Annotated in this window: 16 protein-coding genes; 6 read left to right on the forward strand and 10 right to left on the reverse strand. The window is 68.9% G+C overall.

Features of this window, described 5'->3' with window-relative positions; translation table 11 throughout:
- Window positions 1-184: 184 nt before the first annotated feature.
- On the reverse strand, window positions 185-616 hold the full coding sequence (mraZ, locus tag AMYHA_RS16510) for a division/cell wall cluster transcriptional repressor MraZ (protein WP_034277588.1): 432 nt from the start codon (window positions 614-616) through the stop codon (window positions 185-187).
- A 633-nt stretch (window positions 617-1,249) separates the two neighbouring features.
- Here mraZ and AMYHA_RS16515 point away from each other — a divergent pair.
- The 3 genes from AMYHA_RS16515 to AMYHA_RS16525 all read left to right on the forward strand — a co-directional run bounded on the left by AMYHA_RS16515 (window position 1,250) and on the right by AMYHA_RS16525 (window position 6,104).
- Window positions 1,250-2,218 carry an AAA family ATPase gene (locus tag AMYHA_RS16515; protein WP_231104961.1) on the forward strand — a complete coding sequence of 323 codons (969 nt, stop codon included), beginning with the start codon at window positions 1,250-1,252 and terminating at the stop codon, window positions 2,216-2,218.
- 12 nt (window positions 2,219-2,230) lie between these two features.
- Window positions 2,231-3,490: a DUF58 domain-containing protein gene (locus AMYHA_RS16520; RefSeq protein ID WP_034272343.1), complete on the forward strand. Its 1,260-nt coding sequence runs from the start codon at window positions 2,231-2,233 to the stop codon at window positions 3,488-3,490.
- Window positions 3,491-3,611: 121 nt separating this feature from the next.
- The gene (locus AMYHA_RS16525) at window positions 3,612-6,104 is read left to right on the forward strand and encodes a transglutaminase TgpA family protein (RefSeq protein ID WP_084037314.1); all 2,493 of its coding nucleotides are present in this window, start codon (window positions 3,612-3,614) and stop codon (window positions 6,102-6,104) included.
- A 25-nt stretch (window positions 6,105-6,129) separates the two neighbouring features.
- Here AMYHA_RS16525 and AMYHA_RS16530 read toward each other — a convergent pair whose 3' ends face one another.
- From AMYHA_RS16530 to AMYHA_RS16540, 3 genes are all read right to left on the reverse strand, one after another.
- Window positions 6,130-6,525, reverse strand: coding sequence for a DUF3040 domain-containing protein (locus AMYHA_RS16530; RefSeq protein ID WP_034272345.1), 396 nt, complete (start codon window positions 6,523-6,525; stop codon window positions 6,130-6,132).
- Window positions 6,526-6,671: 146 nt separating this feature from the next.
- Window positions 6,672-7,976, reverse strand: a complete 1,305-nt coding sequence (dinB, locus tag AMYHA_RS16535; RefSeq protein ID WP_051400003.1) for a DNA polymerase IV — start codon at window positions 7,974-7,976, stop codon at window positions 6,672-6,674.
- A 12-nt stretch (window positions 7,977-7,988) separates the two neighbouring features.
- Window positions 7,989-8,720 (reverse strand): methyltransferase domain-containing protein, encoded by a 732-nt coding sequence (locus AMYHA_RS16540; protein WP_034272347.1) that lies wholly within the window; start codon window positions 8,718-8,720, stop codon window positions 7,989-7,991.
- Window positions 8,721-8,999: 279 nt separating this feature from the next.
- Between AMYHA_RS16540 and AMYHA_RS16545 the strand changes: the two genes are divergently transcribed.
- Together AMYHA_RS16545 and AMYHA_RS16550 are read left to right on the forward strand one after the other, a co-directional pair.
- Window positions 9,000-9,839: a ParA family protein gene (locus AMYHA_RS16545; protein WP_157362174.1), complete on the forward strand. Its 840-nt coding sequence runs from the start codon at window positions 9,000-9,002 to the stop codon at window positions 9,837-9,839.
- Window positions 9,840-10,013: 174 nt separating this feature from the next.
- Window positions 10,014-11,051, forward strand: coding sequence for a quinone-dependent dihydroorotate dehydrogenase (locus tag AMYHA_RS16550; RefSeq protein ID WP_034272349.1), 1,038 nt, complete (start codon window positions 10,014-10,016; stop codon window positions 11,049-11,051).
- A 111-nt stretch (window positions 11,052-11,162) separates the two neighbouring features.
- Here AMYHA_RS16550 and pspM read toward each other — a convergent pair whose 3' ends face one another.
- The 6 genes from pspM to AMYHA_RS16580 form a co-directional block, all read right to left on the reverse strand.
- Entirely contained in the window at window positions 11,163-11,894 is a 732-nt protein-coding gene (pspM, locus tag AMYHA_RS16555; protein ID WP_051400004.1) for a phage shock envelope stress response protein PspM, read from the reverse strand.
- Window positions 11,895-11,904: 10 nt separating this feature from the next.
- Entirely contained in the window at window positions 11,905-12,756 is an 852-nt protein-coding gene (locus AMYHA_RS16560) for a PspA/IM30 family protein (protein WP_034272351.1), read from the reverse strand.
- Window positions 12,757-12,934: 178 nt separating this feature from the next.
- Window positions 12,935-13,327 carry a helix-turn-helix domain-containing protein gene (locus AMYHA_RS16565; protein WP_034272353.1) on the reverse strand — a complete coding sequence of 131 codons (393 nt, stop codon included), beginning with the start codon at window positions 13,325-13,327 and terminating at the stop codon, window positions 12,935-12,937.
- A gap of 308 nt (window positions 13,328-13,635) precedes the next feature.
- Window positions 13,636-14,343, reverse strand: coding sequence for a CDP-diacylglycerol--glycerol-3-phosphate 3-phosphatidyltransferase (pgsA, locus tag AMYHA_RS16570; protein ID WP_084037616.1), 708 nt, complete (start codon window positions 14,341-14,343; stop codon window positions 13,636-13,638).
- Window positions 14,340-15,824 (reverse strand): 30S ribosomal protein S12 methylthiotransferase RimO, encoded by a 1,485-nt coding sequence (gene rimO / locus AMYHA_RS16575; RefSeq protein ID WP_034272355.1) that lies wholly within the window; start codon window positions 15,822-15,824, stop codon window positions 14,340-14,342. Before rimO ends, pgsA begins: the two co-directional genes overlap by 4 nt.
- A gap of 60 nt (window positions 15,825-15,884) precedes the next feature.
- Window positions 15,885-17,984 (reverse strand): acyltransferase family protein, encoded by a 2,100-nt coding sequence (locus AMYHA_RS16580; RefSeq protein ID WP_084037318.1) that lies wholly within the window; start codon window positions 17,982-17,984, stop codon window positions 15,885-15,887.
- 152 nt (window positions 17,985-18,136) lie between these two features.
- Between AMYHA_RS16580 and AMYHA_RS16585 the strand changes: the two genes are divergently transcribed.
- Window positions 18,137-18,655 carry an amino-acid N-acetyltransferase gene (locus AMYHA_RS16585; RefSeq protein ID WP_051400005.1) on the forward strand — a complete coding sequence of 173 codons (519 nt, stop codon included), beginning with the start codon at window positions 18,137-18,139 and terminating at the stop codon, window positions 18,653-18,655.
- The last annotated feature ends 28 nt before the right edge of the window (window positions 18,656-18,683 follow it).

Consider the following 18,683-nt stretch of genomic DNA (forward strand, 5'->3'; position numbering starts at 1 on the left):
CCAGGACCCCCAGGACACTGTGGCGTGGGTGCCGTCAGGTCCCCGCCCGCTCCGCTGTGAACCTGGTGCCGGGGAAGGTGCACCAGGGTCATTCCCGTGCGGACAGAGGCCTCACGACATCCACATGCCGCTCTCACTGACCGGCCCACCCTGACCCCCCGACAGCCAGGGTTTGCCGTATGCGTCAGAAGAGTCCCGGAAGCACCTCCTCTTGCGCCTTGGCGTAGCTGTCCTCGTGCTCTTCCAAGTAGCCCTGCCATGCTTGGGCGTCCCAGATCTCCAATCGGGTGATCGCACCGATCACCACGCACTCCTTGTTGAGCCCCGCGTAGCGCCGCAGTTCTGGCGCGATCGCGATGCGTCCCTGCCCATCGGGGCGCTGCTCATCGGTTCCGGCGAACAGGTACCGCTGGTAGGCCCGCACCGACTCGTTGGTGAACGGCGCATCCGCCACCTTGCGGGCCAACTGCTCGAACTCGGCACGCGGGAAGACGTAGAGGCAGTGGTCTTGCCCCTTCGTCACCATCAGTCCACCTGCCAGCGCCTCACGGAACTTCGCGGGCAGTGTCAACCGCCCCTTGTCGTCGAGCTTGGGCGTGTGGGTACCGAGAAACACGGCAACCACCTCCCCGCCGGAACCTGCTCAATCCAGGAAGGTCACGGCCCTGGGGCTCCCTGCCGCCCCACTTGCCGCCACCGTACCCCACTTTTCACCACAGTCAACGCGAAATGAGTCCATTCAGAAGTGATCGCATGACCGTTTTCGCAGGTCATAGCGAGTGGGACTGGGTGGGGTGTGGTGGGGACGTCACACCGCCTCCCGGCCACTTCTCCCCCTTTCGGGTCACGACCAGCGCGCCATCGAGCAGCCGCGCGGCAGAAAATCGCCAGTCGCTGGCCGCGGTAGCGGACGTGTGGAAGACGCCAGGTAGCGGCCGTGGGGAGATGTGGGGAAGCCACAGGATTGCCGCCGATCTGCTGGATTCGCCGTGAAAATCGAACCAACCCAGGCGGACGTGGCGACAGAACTTTGACACACTGCAAGGCAGAGTGATGGCAACTGACCAACATCACACCGGGTCGCAGTGCCGCGAAACGCCCGCGCGCTATCGTGGGGCATTGCTCACGAGGAGGACGTGTGACGTCGAGGACCGAGACCGCGGCTCATACCGCGGCGTACCCGACGACGGATGAGGACATCATCGGCAACGGATCGCATCCGCCGCAACGCGCGTCACGCGAGGGCCCCATCGGATTGTCCGGTCTCGATGAACTGCACTCCGTTGCCCGTGACATCACCACCAACATCGAACGGATCCTGGTCGGCAAACCCGAAGTCGTGCGGATCGCGCTGGTGACTCTGCTCGCACAGGGACACCTCCTGGTCGAGGACGTGCCAGGCGTCGGTAAGACGTCGCTGGCCAAGGCACTCGCCCGGTCCATCGACTGCACCGTCAGCCGCATCCAGTTCACTCCCGACCTGTTGCCTAGCGACGTCACCGGCGTGTCGATCTACAACAGGGAGAACGGCGGCTTCGAGTTCAGGGCGGGCCCGGTGTTCGCCAACATCGTCGTCGGTGACGAGATCAACCGCGCCTCGCCCAAGACCCAGTCGGCGCTGCTGGAGTGCATGGAGGAAGGCCAGGTCACCGTCGACCGCTCGACCTACCAGCTCGAGACGCCGTTCATGGTGATCGCGACGCAGAACCCAGTGGAGATGGAGGGCACCTACATCCTCCCCGAGGCGCAGCGCGACCGGTTCACCGCACGGGTGTCCATCGGCTACCCGGACCAGGCCGCCGAACTCGCGATGGTCGACGAGCACTCCGGCCACGACCCGTTCGCCGACCTGACGCCGGTGTCCAACGCGGCGACCCTGCGCCGGATGATCAAGGCGGTCCGTGCCATCCACATCTCCCGTGAGCTGCGGCAGTACGCGGTCGATCTCGTCGGCGCGACCAGAACGCTGTCCGAGGTGCGGCTCGGCGCGTCGCCGCGCGCCACGCTGCAGTTGGTCCGTACCGCCCGTGCGCAGGCTGCCCTCGCAGGCAGGGACTACGTCGTCCCTGACGACATCCACGCCGTGGCCATCCCCGTGCTCACCCACCGCCTCGTGCTGACGACGGAGGCGCACGCCGCGCGCCGTTCCGCGGCGGACACGGTGCGCTCGGTGCTGCAGCGCGTTCCGGTCCCCCGCGCGAACCCGTCACGTCGCTGACGGCCAACGGCCATGCTGTCCGGTCTGACCACACGCGGCAGGTGTCTCCTCGCGGCGGGGATCGCCGCGGCGATCTGCGCCTGGGTACTCAACGAACGGGACCTGCTGCGGGTCGCGGTGTTCGTCGTCGCGCTGCCGCTACTCGTCGTGCTGTTCATCGCACTGTCGAAGGTGCGCATCGGCGCGACTCGCGCGCTGGTGCCCGACCGTGTGCAGGCAGGCGCGGAGACGACGGTGCAGCTCCAGTTGTGGCGCACCGGCAGGATGCCGTCCGGCGAGGTGCTGCTCGAGGACGGTGTCGCCTACGGCCTCGGCGTGCGGCCTCGGTTCATCGTCGAGCACCTGCCACACGACCAGCGGGTGCCGCTGCAGTACGGGTTGCGCCCGCAGCTGCGCGGGGTGCAGCAGGTGGGTCCGCTGCGCGCACGGGTGACCGACCCGTTCGGTATCTGCGAATTCGACCGGGAGCTGATCGGCACCTCCCGGCTGATGGTGGTGCCGAGGACGGAGCAGCTCAGCGGGCTGCCGTCTGGCGGCGGGCTTGGCACCGGCGAGGACGGCTCGGTGCAGCGCGGTTCCGGCGCTGGCGAGCCCGACGCCACCGTGCGGCAGTACCGGCACGGTGACGACCTGCGCCGGGTGCACTGGCCCTCAACGGCACGCCGGGACGAGATCATGGTGCGGCTCGAGGAGAAGCCCCGCCACGGCGGCACCACCGTGCTGCTCGACCACCGAGCGGCCGCCCACCATGGGGCGGGGCCGAGGGCAAGCATGGAGTGGGCGGTGTCGTTCGCGGCCAGCGTCGCGTTGCACCTGCGCCGGTCAGGCCACGGCGTGCGGCTGGTCACCGAGCACGCCAAGGAACTGGCGGAGCTGCCCTCCGATGGCGGGCCCGCCCACGACAACCTCGCGCTCGACGCGCTGGCGATGCTGCAACCCGCGCACCAACGCGACGTCACGCTTGGCGGTGATCCCGCGGGCGGCCAGGAGCTGATCGCGGTGCTCGGCAGCATCAGCACCGAGGCGATCCACGAGCTGACCAAGCACCGCGCGCGCGGCATGCGCAGCCTCGCGGTGCTGCTGGACACCCCAGCCTGGTCGACGGAGACCGGCAAGGGCACCCAGCGCTCCGCCGCCGTCGAGGAGTCGGCGCGGCTGCTGCGCGCGGCTGGCTGGAGCGTCGTCGTCACCCGGCCTGGCGCCACCATCCCCTCGGTGTGGGAGGAGCTGTGCCGCGCTGGCCGCTGGTACCCGGCGATGGTGGGGTCATGAGCACTGCTCGCAGGTGCGAATCATTGGGTGCGAGCACTGCTCGCAGGTGCGAATCATCGGACACCATGCCGGCCGACGCCAGGTCAACGGCGCGGCGTGCCGCGCGCGATCAGGAGGCCGCATGAGCCAGCCGGTCCCCGCGCGGCACGCCCAGCCGGACTGGGCCAGCTCGATCATCGCGCCTTCGGTCGCCGGGATGGCGACGGTCTGCTCGGCCACCGCGCTCACCGGCGTCATCAAGGGCTGGTCGTGGCTGAGCTACGTCATCGTCGCAGTCGTGCTCGTCGTCTGCACCGGGCTGGCGTTGCGCTCGCTGCGCACCCCCGCGCTTGTGGTCGGGCTGGGCCAGATCCTGGTGCTGCTGTTGCTGATCACCGGGATGTTCACCAGTTCTGGCATCCTCGCCATCGTCCCAGGCCCCGCCGCGTTCGCCGAGCTGAACGAGGTGCTCGCGGCCGCGGGCGGGCAGATACGCACCAGCCTGCCGCCGGTTACGGCGAGCGCGCCGATCCTCTGCCTCGCCACGATCGGCATCGGCCTGGTGGCGGTACTGGTGGACACCATCGCGGTCACGGTCGCGGCGCCTGCGGCGTCAGGGCTGGTGCTGCTGTGCCTGTACGCGGTGCCAGCGTCGCTGGCGGACGAGCTGCTGCCGTGGTGGACGTTCGTGCTCGGCGCAGGCATGTTCGCGGTACTGATCGCGCTGGACAGCGGCCACCGCCATCGCGGATGGCAGGGCAGGCAGGGCAGACAGCACGTCAGCGAACGCGCGGCGATGGCGTCGACGCCGTCCGTCGTCGCCTCAGTGGCGATCGTGTGCGGTCTGCTCGCCGGGGCCACCGTCACCACCATCGGCACCGTGGGCCAGTTGCCGTTCGACTCCAGCGGCGGCAACCGAGGCCCCGCCGCCGCTGGACTCGGGCTGCAGCCGTTCACCGAACTGCAAGGGTTGTTGAACCAGCAGAACGACATCGAGCTGTTCCGGGTGCGCGGCCTCGACGACGACGAACGCCTGATGCGGGCGTTCACGCTCGACACCTACGCGCCCAACCAGGGCTGGCGGTTGCGGCCGGGGCCGATGCCCGCCGGTGTGGTCGCCAACAACCGGCTGCCCCGTGCGGCGGGCGACTCCGGCCGGCCGAAGACGATCCGGATCGAGCCGGTGCACTGGCGCGACGTGTGGCTGCCGATCTACGGCAAGCCCCGCCAGATCTCCGGCATCGACAACAGCTGGTACTACGACCAGGTCAGCGGCACGGTCTACGCCGAGCGGGCACAGCAGCCGCCGCCCTACACCGTGACGTCCTCACTGGCGCAGCCGACGAAGGAGGAGCTGAGCGGCGCCAACGCCGACACCGGCCAGATTCCAGCGTTCTACAGCGCGCCGCCGCCGATCGACCCGAGGGTGCGGAAGCTGACCAGCCGGATCGTCGCGGGTGAGACCACCGCATACGGCAAAGCGCAGGCGCTGTGGCAGTACTTCATCGACGACGGCGACTTCACCTACGACACCGAGACCGCGAGCAACGCTGGCACCAACGCGCTGGCGCACTTCCTGCTCGAGGGCAAGCGCGGCTACTGCGCGCAGTTCGCGTCCGCGATGGCGGTCATGCTGCGCAGCGAAGGCATCGGCGCGCGGGTAGCGATCGGCTTCACCTCCGGCACGCGGATGGACGGCTACAACGCCATCAGCACCAAAGACGCCCACGCCTGGGTGGAGGTCTACTTCGGGCCCGAGCACGGCTGGGTGTCCTTCGACCCGACACCGCTGGACGACGGCCGGGGTGTCGTCCCGGAATACCTGGAGGACGACAACAGCTCAGCGAACGGCGGTCCGCAGGAACGGGCCGACGGTCAGAACCAGCAAGAGAACACCCCCACCCCCACCCCGGAACCGCCAGAGCAAGCCGAGGAGCGAACCGGCGACCAGGACGGCGCTAGCCTCGCGCAGGCCCCGGACTGGATACGCTGGCCGGTGCTGCTGCTTGTACTGCTCGCGACATGGCTGACGGCGGCGACGGTATTCGTGGTGCGGCGTACCAGCGAGCTGCGCTCCCAGCCGGACGCCGACACGGGCACGCCGCTGGTGCGGCGGCTCGCGCTCGCCCGCTGGTGGTTACCGCCCGCGACCGCGGCAGGCTGGCTGCTCTCGCTGGCGCTGGTCGGCTGGATGGCGTCCTGGCTGCTCGCCATCGCCCTGCTGCTGGTGACTGGCGCGCTGGTCGCGCCGGCGCTGCTGCGTGAATACCACCGGGGCGGCAGGTTGCACGACATCCTGCTGGGCAGGCCCGATGCGGCGTCCGCAGCGTGGCGGGAGTTGCTGGACGAGTTGGCCGACCGGGCCACGCCAGTAGCCGAGGCGGAGACGGTCAGAGACACCGCCCGCAGGCTGGCGTCCGACTACGCGCTGGACGACGAAGGACAGCGCCACCTGGACACCATCGTTCGGGTGCTGGAGCAGTCCTGGTACAGCGATCGCACGGACGTCGACCCTGAGCTCGCCGCCGCGTTCGAGGGCCTGCGGCACAGCCTGAATCAGTCGGCGCCGCTGTCCTGGCAGGGCAAGCTGCTGCCGACGTCAGTGATGTCAGGACTGCCGGGCCGCAAAGGTTGACGCGGTGGCGGAGAGGATCAGCTGACTAGCGGTCGTCGAAGCGGTGGCGGAAGCGCTCTTCCATGCGTTGCGAGAAGGAACTCCGCTTGGCGCTCTTGCCGTCCTGCTTCTCGCCGGACGTGTCGACCTCGGCCTCCGGTTGCGCGCGCATCGACGTCACGAACAGCAGCACCCCGAAGAACATCAGCAGGAAGCCGACCACGCTGAGGATGGGGATCTCCGCGAGCCGCACCTGCACCATCACGCCGAGCGGCAAGAGCGTGATACCGATCGCGAACAGCACGATGCCCTGCAACCGCTTGCCACGCGAAGGCTTCCGAAGTCGCTTACCCCTCACGTTGGATGCGAACTTCGGGTCCTCTGCATACAACGCCTGCTCGATCTGGTCGAGCAGCCGCTGCTCATGCTCGGAGAGTGGCATCGGTCCTCCTCCCGCGGCATGTTGTCTGAGCTGCCCCGCGCAACTCACCACATCCCATCGTCGGCACCTGCTTACGGGCTGCCACTGTCCAGGATACGAGTCCGGCGCACCCAGGACTACCCGATCTGGCAAGCTTCTACTCAGAATTATCGATCTGTGTCCGTCTTGCCATGATCCGCGCCCGCACGTGCCCGATCAGTGGAACTCCACCTTAGCAGCGAGGCGGGTCGTACCGCTGAGGTGCCGAACCGGTCACGAGCGGTGTCCGCGGCCAGTTCCGCGTCGCGCCAGCGCGGCTCATCGGCGTCCAGACGTAGCTGCTGACCGCTGTCACGCGTGCTGAGTCCCTCGGCCCGCACCCCGAGCAGCCGCACCAGCGATCCCTGCTGGACGTTGGCGGCCAGCAGCGCCTGCGCGCAAGCCTGGATCTCGTGCGCGACGTCGGTGGATGTGGGTAGCGAACGGGACCGGGTGATGGTGGTGAAATCGGCGAAGCGGATCTTGACGACGACCGTCTTGGCCGCGAGCCCCTTGGCGCGCAACGTCGCCGCCACCCGCTCCGAGAGCTCCAGCAGTTCGCGAGCCAGCACATCGTGATCGCCCTGGTCGACGTCGAACGTCTGCTCCGCGCCGAGCGACTTGTCCGGGCTGTCCGGCTCGACCGGCCGCGGGTCGTCACCGTTGGCCAGCGCATGCAGGTGCTCCCCCGCCGCCGTGCCGACCACACGCCGCAGCCGCGCGAGCGGTGTCGTCGCGACGTCGGCGATGGTGCGCAGCCCGGCGCGTTCCAGCGCGGCGTTGGTGCGTTGCCCGACCCCGGCCAGCGCCGAGACCGGCAGTGGATGCAGAAACTCAAGCACCTGATCGCGCGGCACGACGACCATGGCATCCGGCTTGGCCATACCGGAGGCGAGCTTGGCGGCGAATTTGACCGGAGCGATGCCGACCGAGCAAGTGATGCCGTGTTCGGCGGCGATGCGGGCGCGGATCTCGGCGCCGATTCGCACCGGGGTGGTGCGCAACCGTTTGAGCGCGCCGCCGACGGCGAGAAACGCCTCGTCCAGGCTCAGCGGCTCCACCAACGGCGTGAACTCGGCGAAGACAGCCATGACCGCCGCCGAGACCTCGCTATAGGCGCCGCGCGTCGGCGGCAGGTATACCGCGTGCGGGCACAGCCTGCGCGCGGCAGCCACCGGCATCGCCGACCGGACGCCGAACTCGCGCGCGGGATAGTTCGCCGAGAGCACCACGGAACGGCCACCACTGCCCGCGATGATCACCGGCTTGTCCACCAACTCGGGGCGGGTGCGCAACTCGACGGCGGCGAAGAAGGCATCCATGTCGATGTGCAGCACGCCGCAGCCGGTGTCGTCCGGCCACGCCTCCTGCGCGCTGTCCGCCGTGATCCGCAGGTGCCGCAGCGTCTCGGGGAGACCGGTGTTGCGCCCCATGGCGGTGGTGGGTCAGCCCGCGCGGCGCGCGAGCGCGTGCAGCCGGGAGGCGATGTCCCGCAGCGGCGACATGCCTGCCGCGACCCGCTCAAACTCCGTCGCGTCGTCGTCACCGGGGTCGGGCACGGCGTCGGCCACAACGCCGTCGCCGCGCAGTGCGCTGACCCGCAGGCCCGCGCCGTTGAGCAGACTGGTGAGGCTGTCGACGTCGAACCGGCGCAGCAGTGCCTCGCCGTCATCGGGCAGCACGCCGTCGTGTCCGGTCAGCAGCATGCGGGCCTCGTCGAACCGGCCAGCCAGGGCGCGGTGCAGCACGGCGGCGTGCCGGTTGGCGACCAACACCGAAACGACGCCCTCCGGCGCCACCGCCGACGCGAGCGCGGCGACCGCGTCCGCCGGGTCGTCGACGACTTCCAGCAGGCCGTGTGCGAGCACGATGTCGGCCGAGCCCGCTGGCACGACGTCGGCCAACGCGTCGACGTCCTCCGCGACGCTGGTGACCCGGTCGGCGACGCCGTCCTCCTCCGCCCTGCGGGACAGCGTGGCCAGCGAGTTGGGGTTCGGATCGACCACGGTTACGGTGCAGCCAGCCACCGCGAGCGGGACCGCCCACACGCCACTGCCACCGCCGACGTCGACGACGACGGGGTGCTCGACCCCGCGGTCCCGTGCGGCGGCCAGTTCCTCGTCGAGCACGCGGTGCACGGCGTTGGAGCCACGCACGGCAGGACTGTCCATTCGCATGGCCTCACCCTAATGCCACAGCACGACACCGTCCCGCAACCGGGCCCGGGCGGCTGTTGGCCGATGCGCTCCAGCCGACCCGCCCTGGCCGGGATGCATGATCGGGACACCCGCCGCCGGGCTGCCACCCGTCGGCGAATTCCTCGCTCGCGGCCCATCCGTGCGAATGGTCCGGCGGCACCAGTCGGCACGTCCGTTCGCATGAGTTCAACCGGTCGAATCGCCCGATCCGGCGCACCAAGTCCCACCGGGCGGGTGGCGGCAGCTACGCTGCATCGTGTGCAGATCGTCGCGGTCCTCAGCCTGAAGGGTGGCGTCGGCAAGACCACCGTCGCTCTGGGTCTCACCTCAGCTGCGCTCCGTCGCAATATTAGGACCCTCGTGGTGGACCTGGACCCGCAGGGCAACGCGACATCGACGCTCGACCCCGGTGGCGCGGAGTACGGCTTGGCCGACGTCCTCGCCACTCCGCGCCCGCCCATCCTCGGCCAGGCCGTCTCGCACAGCGCCTGGAGTGAGGACATCGACGTGCTCGCGGGCAACGAGGACATCGAGTCCCTCAACGAGCAGTCCCCGTACGCCAGTCCGCTGGACAACCTGGCGCGCGCGACGTCGTGGTTCTCCGACCTGAACAACGAGTCCCGCTACGACCTGATCGTGCTGGACTGTCCCCCGTCGTTGGGCAGGCTGACGCGGTCGGCGCTGCTGGCCGCGACCGGTGCGCTGCTGGTGACCGAGCCGACGATGTACGCCGTCTCCGGCGCGCAGCGCGCGTTCCAGGCGATCGAGCACACCCGGGAGAAGCAGAATCCAGACTTGCGGGCGCTCGGGGTGCTGGTGAACAAGTTCCGCGCCCGCTCGCACGAGCACCACTACCGGATCAACGAGCTGCGGGAGGGCTTCGGCTCGCTGGTGATGCCGGTGGCCCTGCCGGATCGGCTCGCGGTGCAGCAGGCGGCGGGCGCGTGCACCCCGATCCACGAGTGGGCCACGCCAGGCGGGCGAGAGATCGCGCTCGCGTTCAACCTCGTTCTCGCGCGGATCCTGCGCTCCTCCCGCCGCGGCCGCCACCACCTCGAACCACCGAGCTCCGGGATGCTCACGGACGAAAGCGCCTAGCCCGGCCGCGCGAGTCCCTTGTTGCCGGGCCGCGAGTCCCGACGTGCGGTGCCGCGAGTTCCGGGTTCCGGTACCGCCTGATCTCGGGACTCACGGCACCGCACGATGGGACTCGCGCCTCACTACGGGTGTGCGGGTGCGGCGGCGCGGGGCGTCGTACGCGAGACTGAGGCCGTGCTGTACGACAGGATCCTCCGTCCCGCGCTGTACCGCGTCGGCGGGCAAGACCCCGAGGTGGTGCATGAGCGCACGATGGCGGCGCTCGCCGGAATCAACTGCGTGCCGCCGATGCTGGCCGCGCTGCGCCATCACTACGCCGTTGACGCGCCGAGGACGGTGTTCGGGCTGCGGTTCCCGAACCCGGTCGGACTCGCCGCGGGGATGGACAAGGACGGCCGCGCGCTGCGCGCGTGGCCCGCGCTCGGTTTCGGTTTCGTCGAGGCAGGCACCGTCACCCGGTTGCCGCAGCCCGGCAATCCGCGTCCCCGGCTGTTCTCGCTGCCGCGCTCACGCGCGGTCATCAACCGCATGGGCTTCAACAACGACGGCGCCGAGGCACTGGCCGCGCGCATCGCAGCCGGTGGCGCGCCGGGCGTTCCGCTGGGAATCAGCATCGGCAAGTCCAAGGCCGCGCCGCTCGAGGAGGCCGTCGACGACTACCTGTTCTCGCTGCGTACGCTGTACCCGCACGCGGACTACTTCGCGATCAACGTCAGCTCCCCCAACACGCCGGGCCTGCGCACGTTGCAGGACAAGGGTGCGCTGGCCGAATTGCTGGCCGCGCTGCAACGGGAGTCGGCCGAGCTGGCGGGCGACCTGCGCCCGACCCCGCTACTGGTGAAGGTCGCCCCGGACCTCACCAACGACGCCCTCACGGAACTGCTCGACGTCTGCGCGGCCCACGGCGTCGCGGGCATCATCGCCACCAACACCACGCTGTCCCGCGATGGCCTTGACGCCGAAGACGTCACGATCGGCCAGGAAACGGGTGGGCTGTCCGGGTCGCCGCTCACCGAACGTGCGCTGGAAGTGGTGCGGTTCGTCGCCAAGGAGACCGGAGGCTCACTACCGATCATCGGCGTCGGCGGCATCTCCGGCCCAGACGACGCACTGCGGATGTTCGACGCTGGCGCGAGCTTGGTCCAGCTCTACACCGCGTTCATCTACCAGGGCCCGACGCTGGTCCGGCGGATCGCCCGCGCCGCGCGGTAGGGATCGGCAGGCCGGAACTCGCGCCTCCAAAGTGCGACTCGCGGCCAACAAGGTGCGACTCGCGGCCAACAAGGTGCGACTCGCGGCCAACAAGGTGCGACTCGCGGCAAGCTACGTGCTCAGCTCGCGCAGAGCCATGGCCATGCCCGCCAGGCGGTCGGTGGCGTCGGTGAGGCTTTCGCGCGCGCCGCCGAGGCCGCCACCCCGGGCTGCGACGGCCTTGCCCGCAGCGGCGAGCAGACTGCCGTAGGAGTCGACGCCGTCAGCGAGCTGCTCTCGCAGCGTCGTCACCGCCGAATCAAGTGAACGGCGCTCGCCAGCGGGAGCGGCGTCACGAGCGCGCTCGATCGCGACGATCCTGGCGGCGAGCCCGTACAGCGCCTCCTCCGCCTCGGTGGCCGTGCTCCGCGCGGCGTTGAGGGAGTCGTCCGCCACGGCGGGACCGCCCGCGTGCGGCGTGGCGAGCTGGTCCAGCAGTTCACGCAACGACTTCCGGGCCTCGACCAGCCGCTGCATCGGCTCGTGCGCCACCGATGTCCGGGGCGGCAGCGCGCGCCGCTTACCGTCGGACAGTGGCGCGGTGGCGCGGTGCAGCCTGCGCAGCCGCAACCCCGCCCGCACCGCGAGCGCGGTGAACACGACGAGGCCGGTGATGAACGGATGGGACCCGGTGCCGACCGCGATGCCACACAGCGTGGCGAGCACCAGCCAAATCGTCAGACCCCGCGAGGCGCGCTCCTTGCGGCGCGCCAGCTTGGCCGACGGCTCGTTCCATTCTTCCCACTGCTTGGCGAGGTCAGCGACGAACGGAAATTGGACCGGCCACCGGGACTTGTCGATCACCTGGCCACCTTCAGGCCTTGTTCTGCTGCTGCTCTGCCTGTACGCGCTTGGCAATCTCATCCTGGACGTCAGCGCTCTGCTGTGGCGTCTCCTCGGCAGCGGCGCCTTCCTTGTCCCCCGAGGTCACCTCGCCGACCGCGTCACCGTGCATCGACGCGCGGATCTGCTCCAGCCGGTTGTGCCCAGCCAACTGCGTGGTGGAGTGCTGAACATCGAGCATCCTGCCCTGCACCGAGTTCTGCGCCAGCTCGGCGGAGCCAACGGCGGTGGCGTAACGGCTCTCGATCTTCTCCCGCACCTCGTCGAGCGACGGCGTCGAGGTCGGGGCGGCCAACTCGGTCATCTGCGTCAGCGAGTTCGACACCTGCTCCTGCATCTTGGCCTGCTCCAGCTGGGACAGCAGCTTGGTGCGCTCAGCCAGTTTCTGCTGCAGCATCTGCGAGTTGCGCTCCACCGCCTGCTTGGCCTGCGTCGCGGCCTGCAACGCCTGGTCATGCAGCGATTTCAGGTCCTCGACACCCTGCTCGGCCGTGACAAGCTGCGCGGCGAAGCCCTCGGCGGCAACCTCGTACTCCTCGGCCTTCTTGGTGTCGCCCTTCTCCCGCGCCTCCTCGGCAAGCACCAGCGCCTGCCGCGTGGAGGACTGCAGCTTTTCCACCTCGCTGAGCTGGCGGTTGAGCTTCATCTCGAGCTGGCGCTGATTGCCGATCACCGACGCCGCCTGCTGCGATAACGTCTGGTGATTGCGCTGCGCCTCCTCGATGGCCTGCTGGATCTGCACCTTCGGATCGGCGTGCTCGTCCACCTTCGACGAGAACGCCGCCATGAGGTACTTCCAGAACTTCACGAATGGGTTGGCCATCTGACCCGCCTGCCTTCTCGCATCCCAGTACACCTGTGCCGCCCAGCGCTGCTGCCGGATTCGTACCGACAACGCCGAATCACTGGGGCCGGTTCCATCGTGTCAGGTCGGCGGCCGAGCTACCAGGTGACCCTCGGAGATTTCAGGGCTAACCCTGATCTTGGCAGCCATTCTGGCCCTACGCCGCGAAAACCCGCACCGTAGGGCTGGCGATCGTGGTACGCAGGGCGGTCGACATCCCACCGGCCCCACTGGACGCACCGGACACCGTCTCAGCGGTCTCCGCGCCGTCACCGCACTCAGACCCGGATATCTCGCCGTCGAGCACCATGTCATCAACACTGGCCATGTCGGTGGCGACGGTGTTCAGCAGTTCGGGCAGCGGCAGCTCAAGCGCATCACAGATGGCGGCGAGCAGCTCGCTCGACGCCTCCTTCTGCCCCCGTTCCACTTCAGAAAGGTAACCGAGGCTGACCCGCGCGGAGTGGGAGATTTCGCGCAGCGTCCGCCGCTGGTTGGTGCGGGCATGGCGAAGCCGATCACCGATCGCCTCGCGCAACAGCACGGTCATCGCGCGCCTCCTCACTCTCGCTCGTCTGGTGCTCGCCACCCTCCGCAGGATGCGGTATCCACGTTACCCGGACAATGCCGCAGGACGCAGATGGTCACCACCCCTTCCGCCAAGGGCGAACGTCTCTCATCAACGCACTATTGGGATCAATTGTTCCCGGAGCAGGCGTAACGCCGCCGTGATGGCCGCCGCACGCACCGCACCACGATCACCCGGGAGCACCAACGATGACGTCCTCCCGCACTCCGGGTCCCGCCACCGCGACGTGCACGGTGCCACGCTCGGCGACATCAGGATCGCGGTCGGCGTCAGGACTCACCGTGCTCCATCGCCCGCCTGCCAACCGCGCGCAGCCGCAACGCGCGAACCACGTAGTCCAGCCCGGTCGCTACCGTCAGCACTAGCGCCAGTCCCATGAACGACCAGAGCACCGGGTCGAGCACGGCGGGCAACGGCAGCAGGAACAGCCCAATCGCGACGAGCTGTGCGATGGTCTTCGCCTTGCCGCCCCTGCTCGCGGGGATCACACCGTGCTTGATCACCCAGAACCGCAACAGCGTAATGCCGATCTCGCGAGCGGCGATCACGATCGTCACCCACCACGGCAGCTCGCCCAGCAGGCTCAGCCCAACCAGAGCGGAACCGGTGAGTGCCTTGTCCGCGATCGGATCGGCGATCTTGCCGAAGTCAGTGATCAATCCGTAGCGGCGGGCGACCCAGCCATCGACCTGGTCGGTCACCGAGGCCACCGCGAACAGCCCGGCGGCGAGCAGCCGCCAGCCGTCGCCGTCTCCCGCGCCGAGGAACAGCGCGAGCAGGAACAGCGGCACCAACGCCAGCCGGGAGATCGTCAGCAAGTTCGCCACGTTCAGTGTTCGCACCGGCGCGCCGCTTTGCTCCTGGCCAGCCGCTCCCGCCGACTCCAGCGTGCTGCTCGGTTCCGGCGTAACGCTTGGTTCATCAGCCCCCCGCGCCGGCTCCGGCGTGGCAGAGGGCCGCTCAACGGCCCCGCTCATGGCCGCGCCCGCAGGGCGATCGGACGAACCCACAGGTCGGCGCCCTCAGCATCGACGACATCGCAGCGCACCAACTCTCCGACGGCGTAACCACCATCGGGCACCTCGGTGAACAGGCACTCGCCGTCCACCTCGGGCCCCTGGTGCTCGGCCCTGCCCACCGCGGCGTCGTCGGCGTCGTCAGGGTCAGCGTCCGTAGCGTCGCCAGTGCCCGCGATGCTCTCCACGAGCACGTCGACGACGCTGCCGATGCGGTCCTCGGCGCGCTGCGTGGTCAGCTGCTCCACCAGCCCGGTCACCCGCTCCACCCGAGCATCGATCTCGGCCTGGTCGAGCTTGCCGTCCAGCGCGGCGGCTTCGGTGCCGTCCTCGTCGGAGTAGCCGAACACGCCGACCGCGTCCAGGCGTGCCTCGGTGAGGAAGTGCTCCAGCTCGGCGACGTCATCCTCGGTTTCGCCGGGGAAGCCGACGATGACGTTGGTGCGAATCCCGGCCTCGGGGTCGTAGCCACGAATCTGCTCGATCAGTGAGAGGAACGACTCGGTGGAACCGAACCGCCGCATCCGCCGTAACACCGACGCGCTGGCGTGCTGGAACGACAGGTCGAAGTAGCTCGCGACGCCCTCGGTGGTGGCGATGACGCGCACCAGGTCGGGGCGGGTCTCGGCGGGCTGCAGATACGACACCCTGACCCGGTCCACGCCGTCGACCTCGGCGAGTTTGGGCAGCAGCAGCTCAAGCGCGCGGCCCGCACCGTACTCCTTGCCGAGGTCTTTGCCGTAGGAGGTGGAGTTCTCGCTGACCAGGAAGAGCTCCCGCACGCCCTCGCGGGCCAGCCACGCAGCCTCGCCGAGGATCGCCTCTGGCTGACGGGACACAAACGATCCCCGGAACGACGGGATCGCGCAGAACGAGCACTTGCGATCGCAGCCGGATGCGATCTTCAGCGCGGCAACCGGCGCGTCGTCCAGCCGGGCGCGCAGCGGGTCGGCGGTGGGTACCCACTCGTGGCCAGGCACGGCGACGTCCTCGCTCGCTCGCTGCCGCTCGACCGGTGTGATCGGCAGCAGCGTCCTGCGATCGGACGGCGTGTGCGATGCCAGCGAACGACCGGCGACGACGTCGTCCAGCCGCTCAGCCAGCTGGGTGTAGTGGTCGAAACCGAGCACCGCATCGGCTTCTGGCAGGTTCTGCGCGAGTTCCGCGCCGTAGCGCTCGGCGAGGCAGCCGACCGCGACCACCTTGGTGCCGGTCTCGGCGGCCGCGAGCACGGTGTCGATGGAGTCCTTCTTCGCGGACTCGACGAAGCCGCAGGTGTTGACCACCACGACGTCGGCGTCCTCCGCCTCGCCGGTGAGCTGCCAGCCGCCCACGCCGAGCCTGCCTGCGAGTTCCTCGGAGTCGACCTCGTTGCGGGCGCAGCCAAGCGTGAGCAGCGCGACGCGCCGCTCACCGGAAGGATCTGTCGTGGAAGAAGGCACGACATCCAGGGTAACCGGCGACCGGGACAGCCCGCGCGCGTACCGGGCACAGCGAACTGGTTACCAACCCAGCGCGCGCTTCACCCGGTTTTCCACCATGGGCGACATCGAGCGCATGTAGGTCTGCGTGATGTGGTTCTCGTCGCGGTACACCCGTATGTTGCCGATGATCGGCGGGCACACGTAGTTGTCGCAGTAGAGGTCACTCAGGTCGACAAACCGCACGTTGGGCGGGATGTCCTGCCTGCCTTGGTACGGCGGTACCGAGTGGTAGTGCTCGGAGCGCACCCCGATGCACTCCGGCGCCTCGGCGCCGTGCTCCTCGACGCACTCGGTCGGCTCGTAGTCGAAGCGCGGGTTGTCGCGGATGGCGACGACCGGAATGCCCGCGTCATAGAGCTTGCGCCACTGCTCGATGAAACCGTCGGGTAAGCGTTCCTTGAGCCCGACGCGCACCTGATAGGTACCCATCACGACAACGGCGTCCGGCTGCAGCCGCGTGATCTCGGGAATGATGGCCTTGTTCCACTCCACGCACGAGGTGCGGTTGGGGAACAGCTCGGAACGCACCGAGAACGGGCAACCGGGGCGGCGCATCGAGATGACGTGCCAGTCGTTCGTCTCAACCAGCGGGTCGAACGCGCCGACGAGCGACTGGGCGTGCGAGTCGCCGACGATGACGATGCGTTTCTTCGCCGTGGCAGCGTTCGGGCTCTGGCAGATCTCCACCTTGGGACCGCCCGGCACGATCTCGCAGGTCTGTCCGGTCAGCTCAGCTATGTCGTCCCCCAGCGCGATCATGCTCGGGATCGGTTCCTCGTCGTAGCTCTCCTGCTCCTCGACCGCACCGGTCATCACCTGCGCACCGGGGTGCTGCGTGCTGTCGGACTCCGCCACGGCCGCTCGCGCCAGGTTCTCGCCGTACATCTGCCAGCCCTGAGCGACGCCCAGCACCGCGACGAGCACCGTGACGCCGAACGCGTACGCCCGCCACGGCCGCACCACACCGATGCGAGAGCGCCGCACCGGTTCCTCGATCGCGTAGTAGGTGATGGTCGCCAGCAGCAACGACGCGCCGATGATCGCCGTACCCTCCAGCCAGCCGGGCTTGCTGATGCCGTTGACGGCCAGGTACAGCACCAGCAGCGGCCAGTGCCACAGGTAGAACGCGTAGCTGATGTTGCCGATGAACTCCAGCGGCCGGGAGGACAGCAAGCGGTCCGCGCCGATCTTGCTGTCGGTGGCGCCAGCGAGGAGCACGAACACCGCTGACAGCGTCGGCCACAACGCGACATAGCCGGGGAACATGGTCCCGACCTGAAGCACGATGCCGCAGATCGCCAGCCCGATGACGCCGAGCCAGCCCAGCAGGATCCGCAGCGATCTTGGCAGGCTCACCGAGGTGATGAACAACGCGAGCAGGCCGCCGAGCATGAACTCCCAGACGCGGGTCAGCGAGTGGAAGTACGCCACCTGCTGCGTGGTCTCGGTCAGCCAGATCGAGTACCACAGCGAAGTGCCGAACATCGCGAGCAGCACGGCGGTGAGCACGCCTTTGAGCCGCAGCCGGAACAACTTCGCCAGGAGCGCGACCAGCGCCACGATCAGCGGCATCACCACGTAGAACTGGCCCTGGATGGACAGCGACCAGAAGTGCTGCACCGGGCTGGCCTCGTTGTGCTGGGCGAAGTAGTCGGTCGAGTCGATCGCGAGCCGCCAGTTCTCCCAGTACGTCGCGGCGGCGACGACCTCGGAGATCGTCTGGAACCACCGTTGCTCCGGCAGCCAGACCAGCGAGGCGACCATGATGCTGAGCAGCACCGTCAGCGCGGCGGGGAACAGCCGCTTGATCATGCGCGCCCACATCGATCCAAATCGGATGCCGCCGCGGTCGGACGCGCGGAACAGCTGGCCCACGATCAGGAAGCCGGTGATCACGAAGAAGACGTCAACGCCACCGGAAACCCGCCCCAGCCAGACGTGGTAGACGACGACGAGGATGACGGCGAGCGCCCGCAGCCCCTGCAGCTCCGGCCGGTACGCCCGCGCCCGTGCCACTCCGGGCGGCGCGACAGGCTCGTTCGGTATCTCGGCGACCCGCTGCGGCTCGCTGCGGGTATCCGCAACCCGGAAGGACGATGGCGAGTCCAACTGAGTCATGGGTTTCCTCCTGCTGGGCGACACCAGTCCATACGAGGCCGCTGGGGCGAACGAATCGTAGCCAACGCCTCGCTGTGATCCGGCACGCACATCAGGTATTACGAATACAGGTCGGAACCGGCCACGATGGAGTTACGGATAGATTGTGGAGCGTGCCAACGCAGCATGATCCCAACCCCGCCATCACGGTCCGCCGCGCCCGGATCAGCGACGTCGCCGAGATCAAGGCGCTGATCGACTCCTACGCCGGCCGCGTGCTGCTCGAAAAGGAGCTCGTCACGCTCTACGAGGACATCCAGGAGTTCTGGGTGGCCGAGAACGCGGGGCAGGTCATCGGCTGTGGCGCGTTGCACGTGCTCTGGGAGGATCTCGCCGAGATTCGGTCGGTCGCGGTGGATCGCGGCGCCCGCAGGAAGGGCGTCGGCGAGGCGATCGTGACGCGGCTGATCCAGACCGCCTCCGAGCTGGGCCTGCCGCGCATCTTCGTGCTGACGTTCGAGACCGCGTTCTTCGGCTCATTCGGCTTCGAGCCGATCCACGGCACGCCGGTGTCGGACACCGTCTACGAGGAGATGCGCCGCTCCCGCGACCCTGGTGTCGCCGAGTTCCTCGACCTGCCGTTCGCCAAGCCGAACACGCTCGGCAACACCCGAATGCTGCTCACCCTCTGACGGGCACGCGGCGGATCGCCGCGGCGCG

The sequence above is a fragment of the Haloechinothrix halophila YIM 93223 genome (genome assembly GCF_000504245.1).
In the GTDB taxonomy this organism is placed as follows: Bacteria; Actinomycetota; Actinomycetes; order Mycobacteriales; family Pseudonocardiaceae; genus Haloechinothrix_A; species Haloechinothrix_A halophila.

Coding starts and splice junctions, on each gene's coding strand:
- AMYHA_RS16520 (WP_034272343.1), top strand. CDS start 2,231: ATGCTGTCCGGTCTGACCACACGCGGCAGGTGTCTCCTCGCGGCGGGG.
- AMYHA_RS16525 (WP_084037314.1), top strand. CDS start 3,612: ATGAGCCAGCCGGTCCCCGCGCGGCACGCCCAGCCGGACTGGGCCAGC.
- AMYHA_RS16530 (WP_034272345.1), bottom strand. CDS start 6,525: ATGCCACTCTCCGAGCATGAGCAGCGGCTGCTCGACCAGATCGAGCAG.
- dinB (WP_051400003.1), bottom strand. CDS start 7,976: ATGGGGCGCAACACCGGTCTCCCCGAGACGCTGCGGCACCTGCGGATC.
- AMYHA_RS16540 (WP_034272347.1), bottom strand. CDS start 8,720: ATGCGAATGGACAGTCCTGCCGTGCGTGGCTCCAACGCCGTGCACCGC.
- AMYHA_RS16560 (WP_034272351.1), bottom strand. CDS start 12,756: ATGGCCAACCCATTCGTGAAGTTCTGGAAGTACCTCATGGCGGCGTTC.
- AMYHA_RS16565 (WP_034272353.1), bottom strand. CDS start 13,327: ATGACCGTGCTGTTGCGCGAGGCGATCGGTGATCGGCTTCGCCATGCC.
- pgsA (WP_084037616.1), bottom strand. CDS start 14,343: ATGAGCGGGGCCGTTGAGCGGCCCTCTGCCACGCCGGAGCCGGCGCGG.
- AMYHA_RS16580 (WP_084037318.1), bottom strand. CDS start 17,984: ATGACTCAGTTGGACTCGCCATCGTCCTTCCGGGTTGCGGATACCCGC.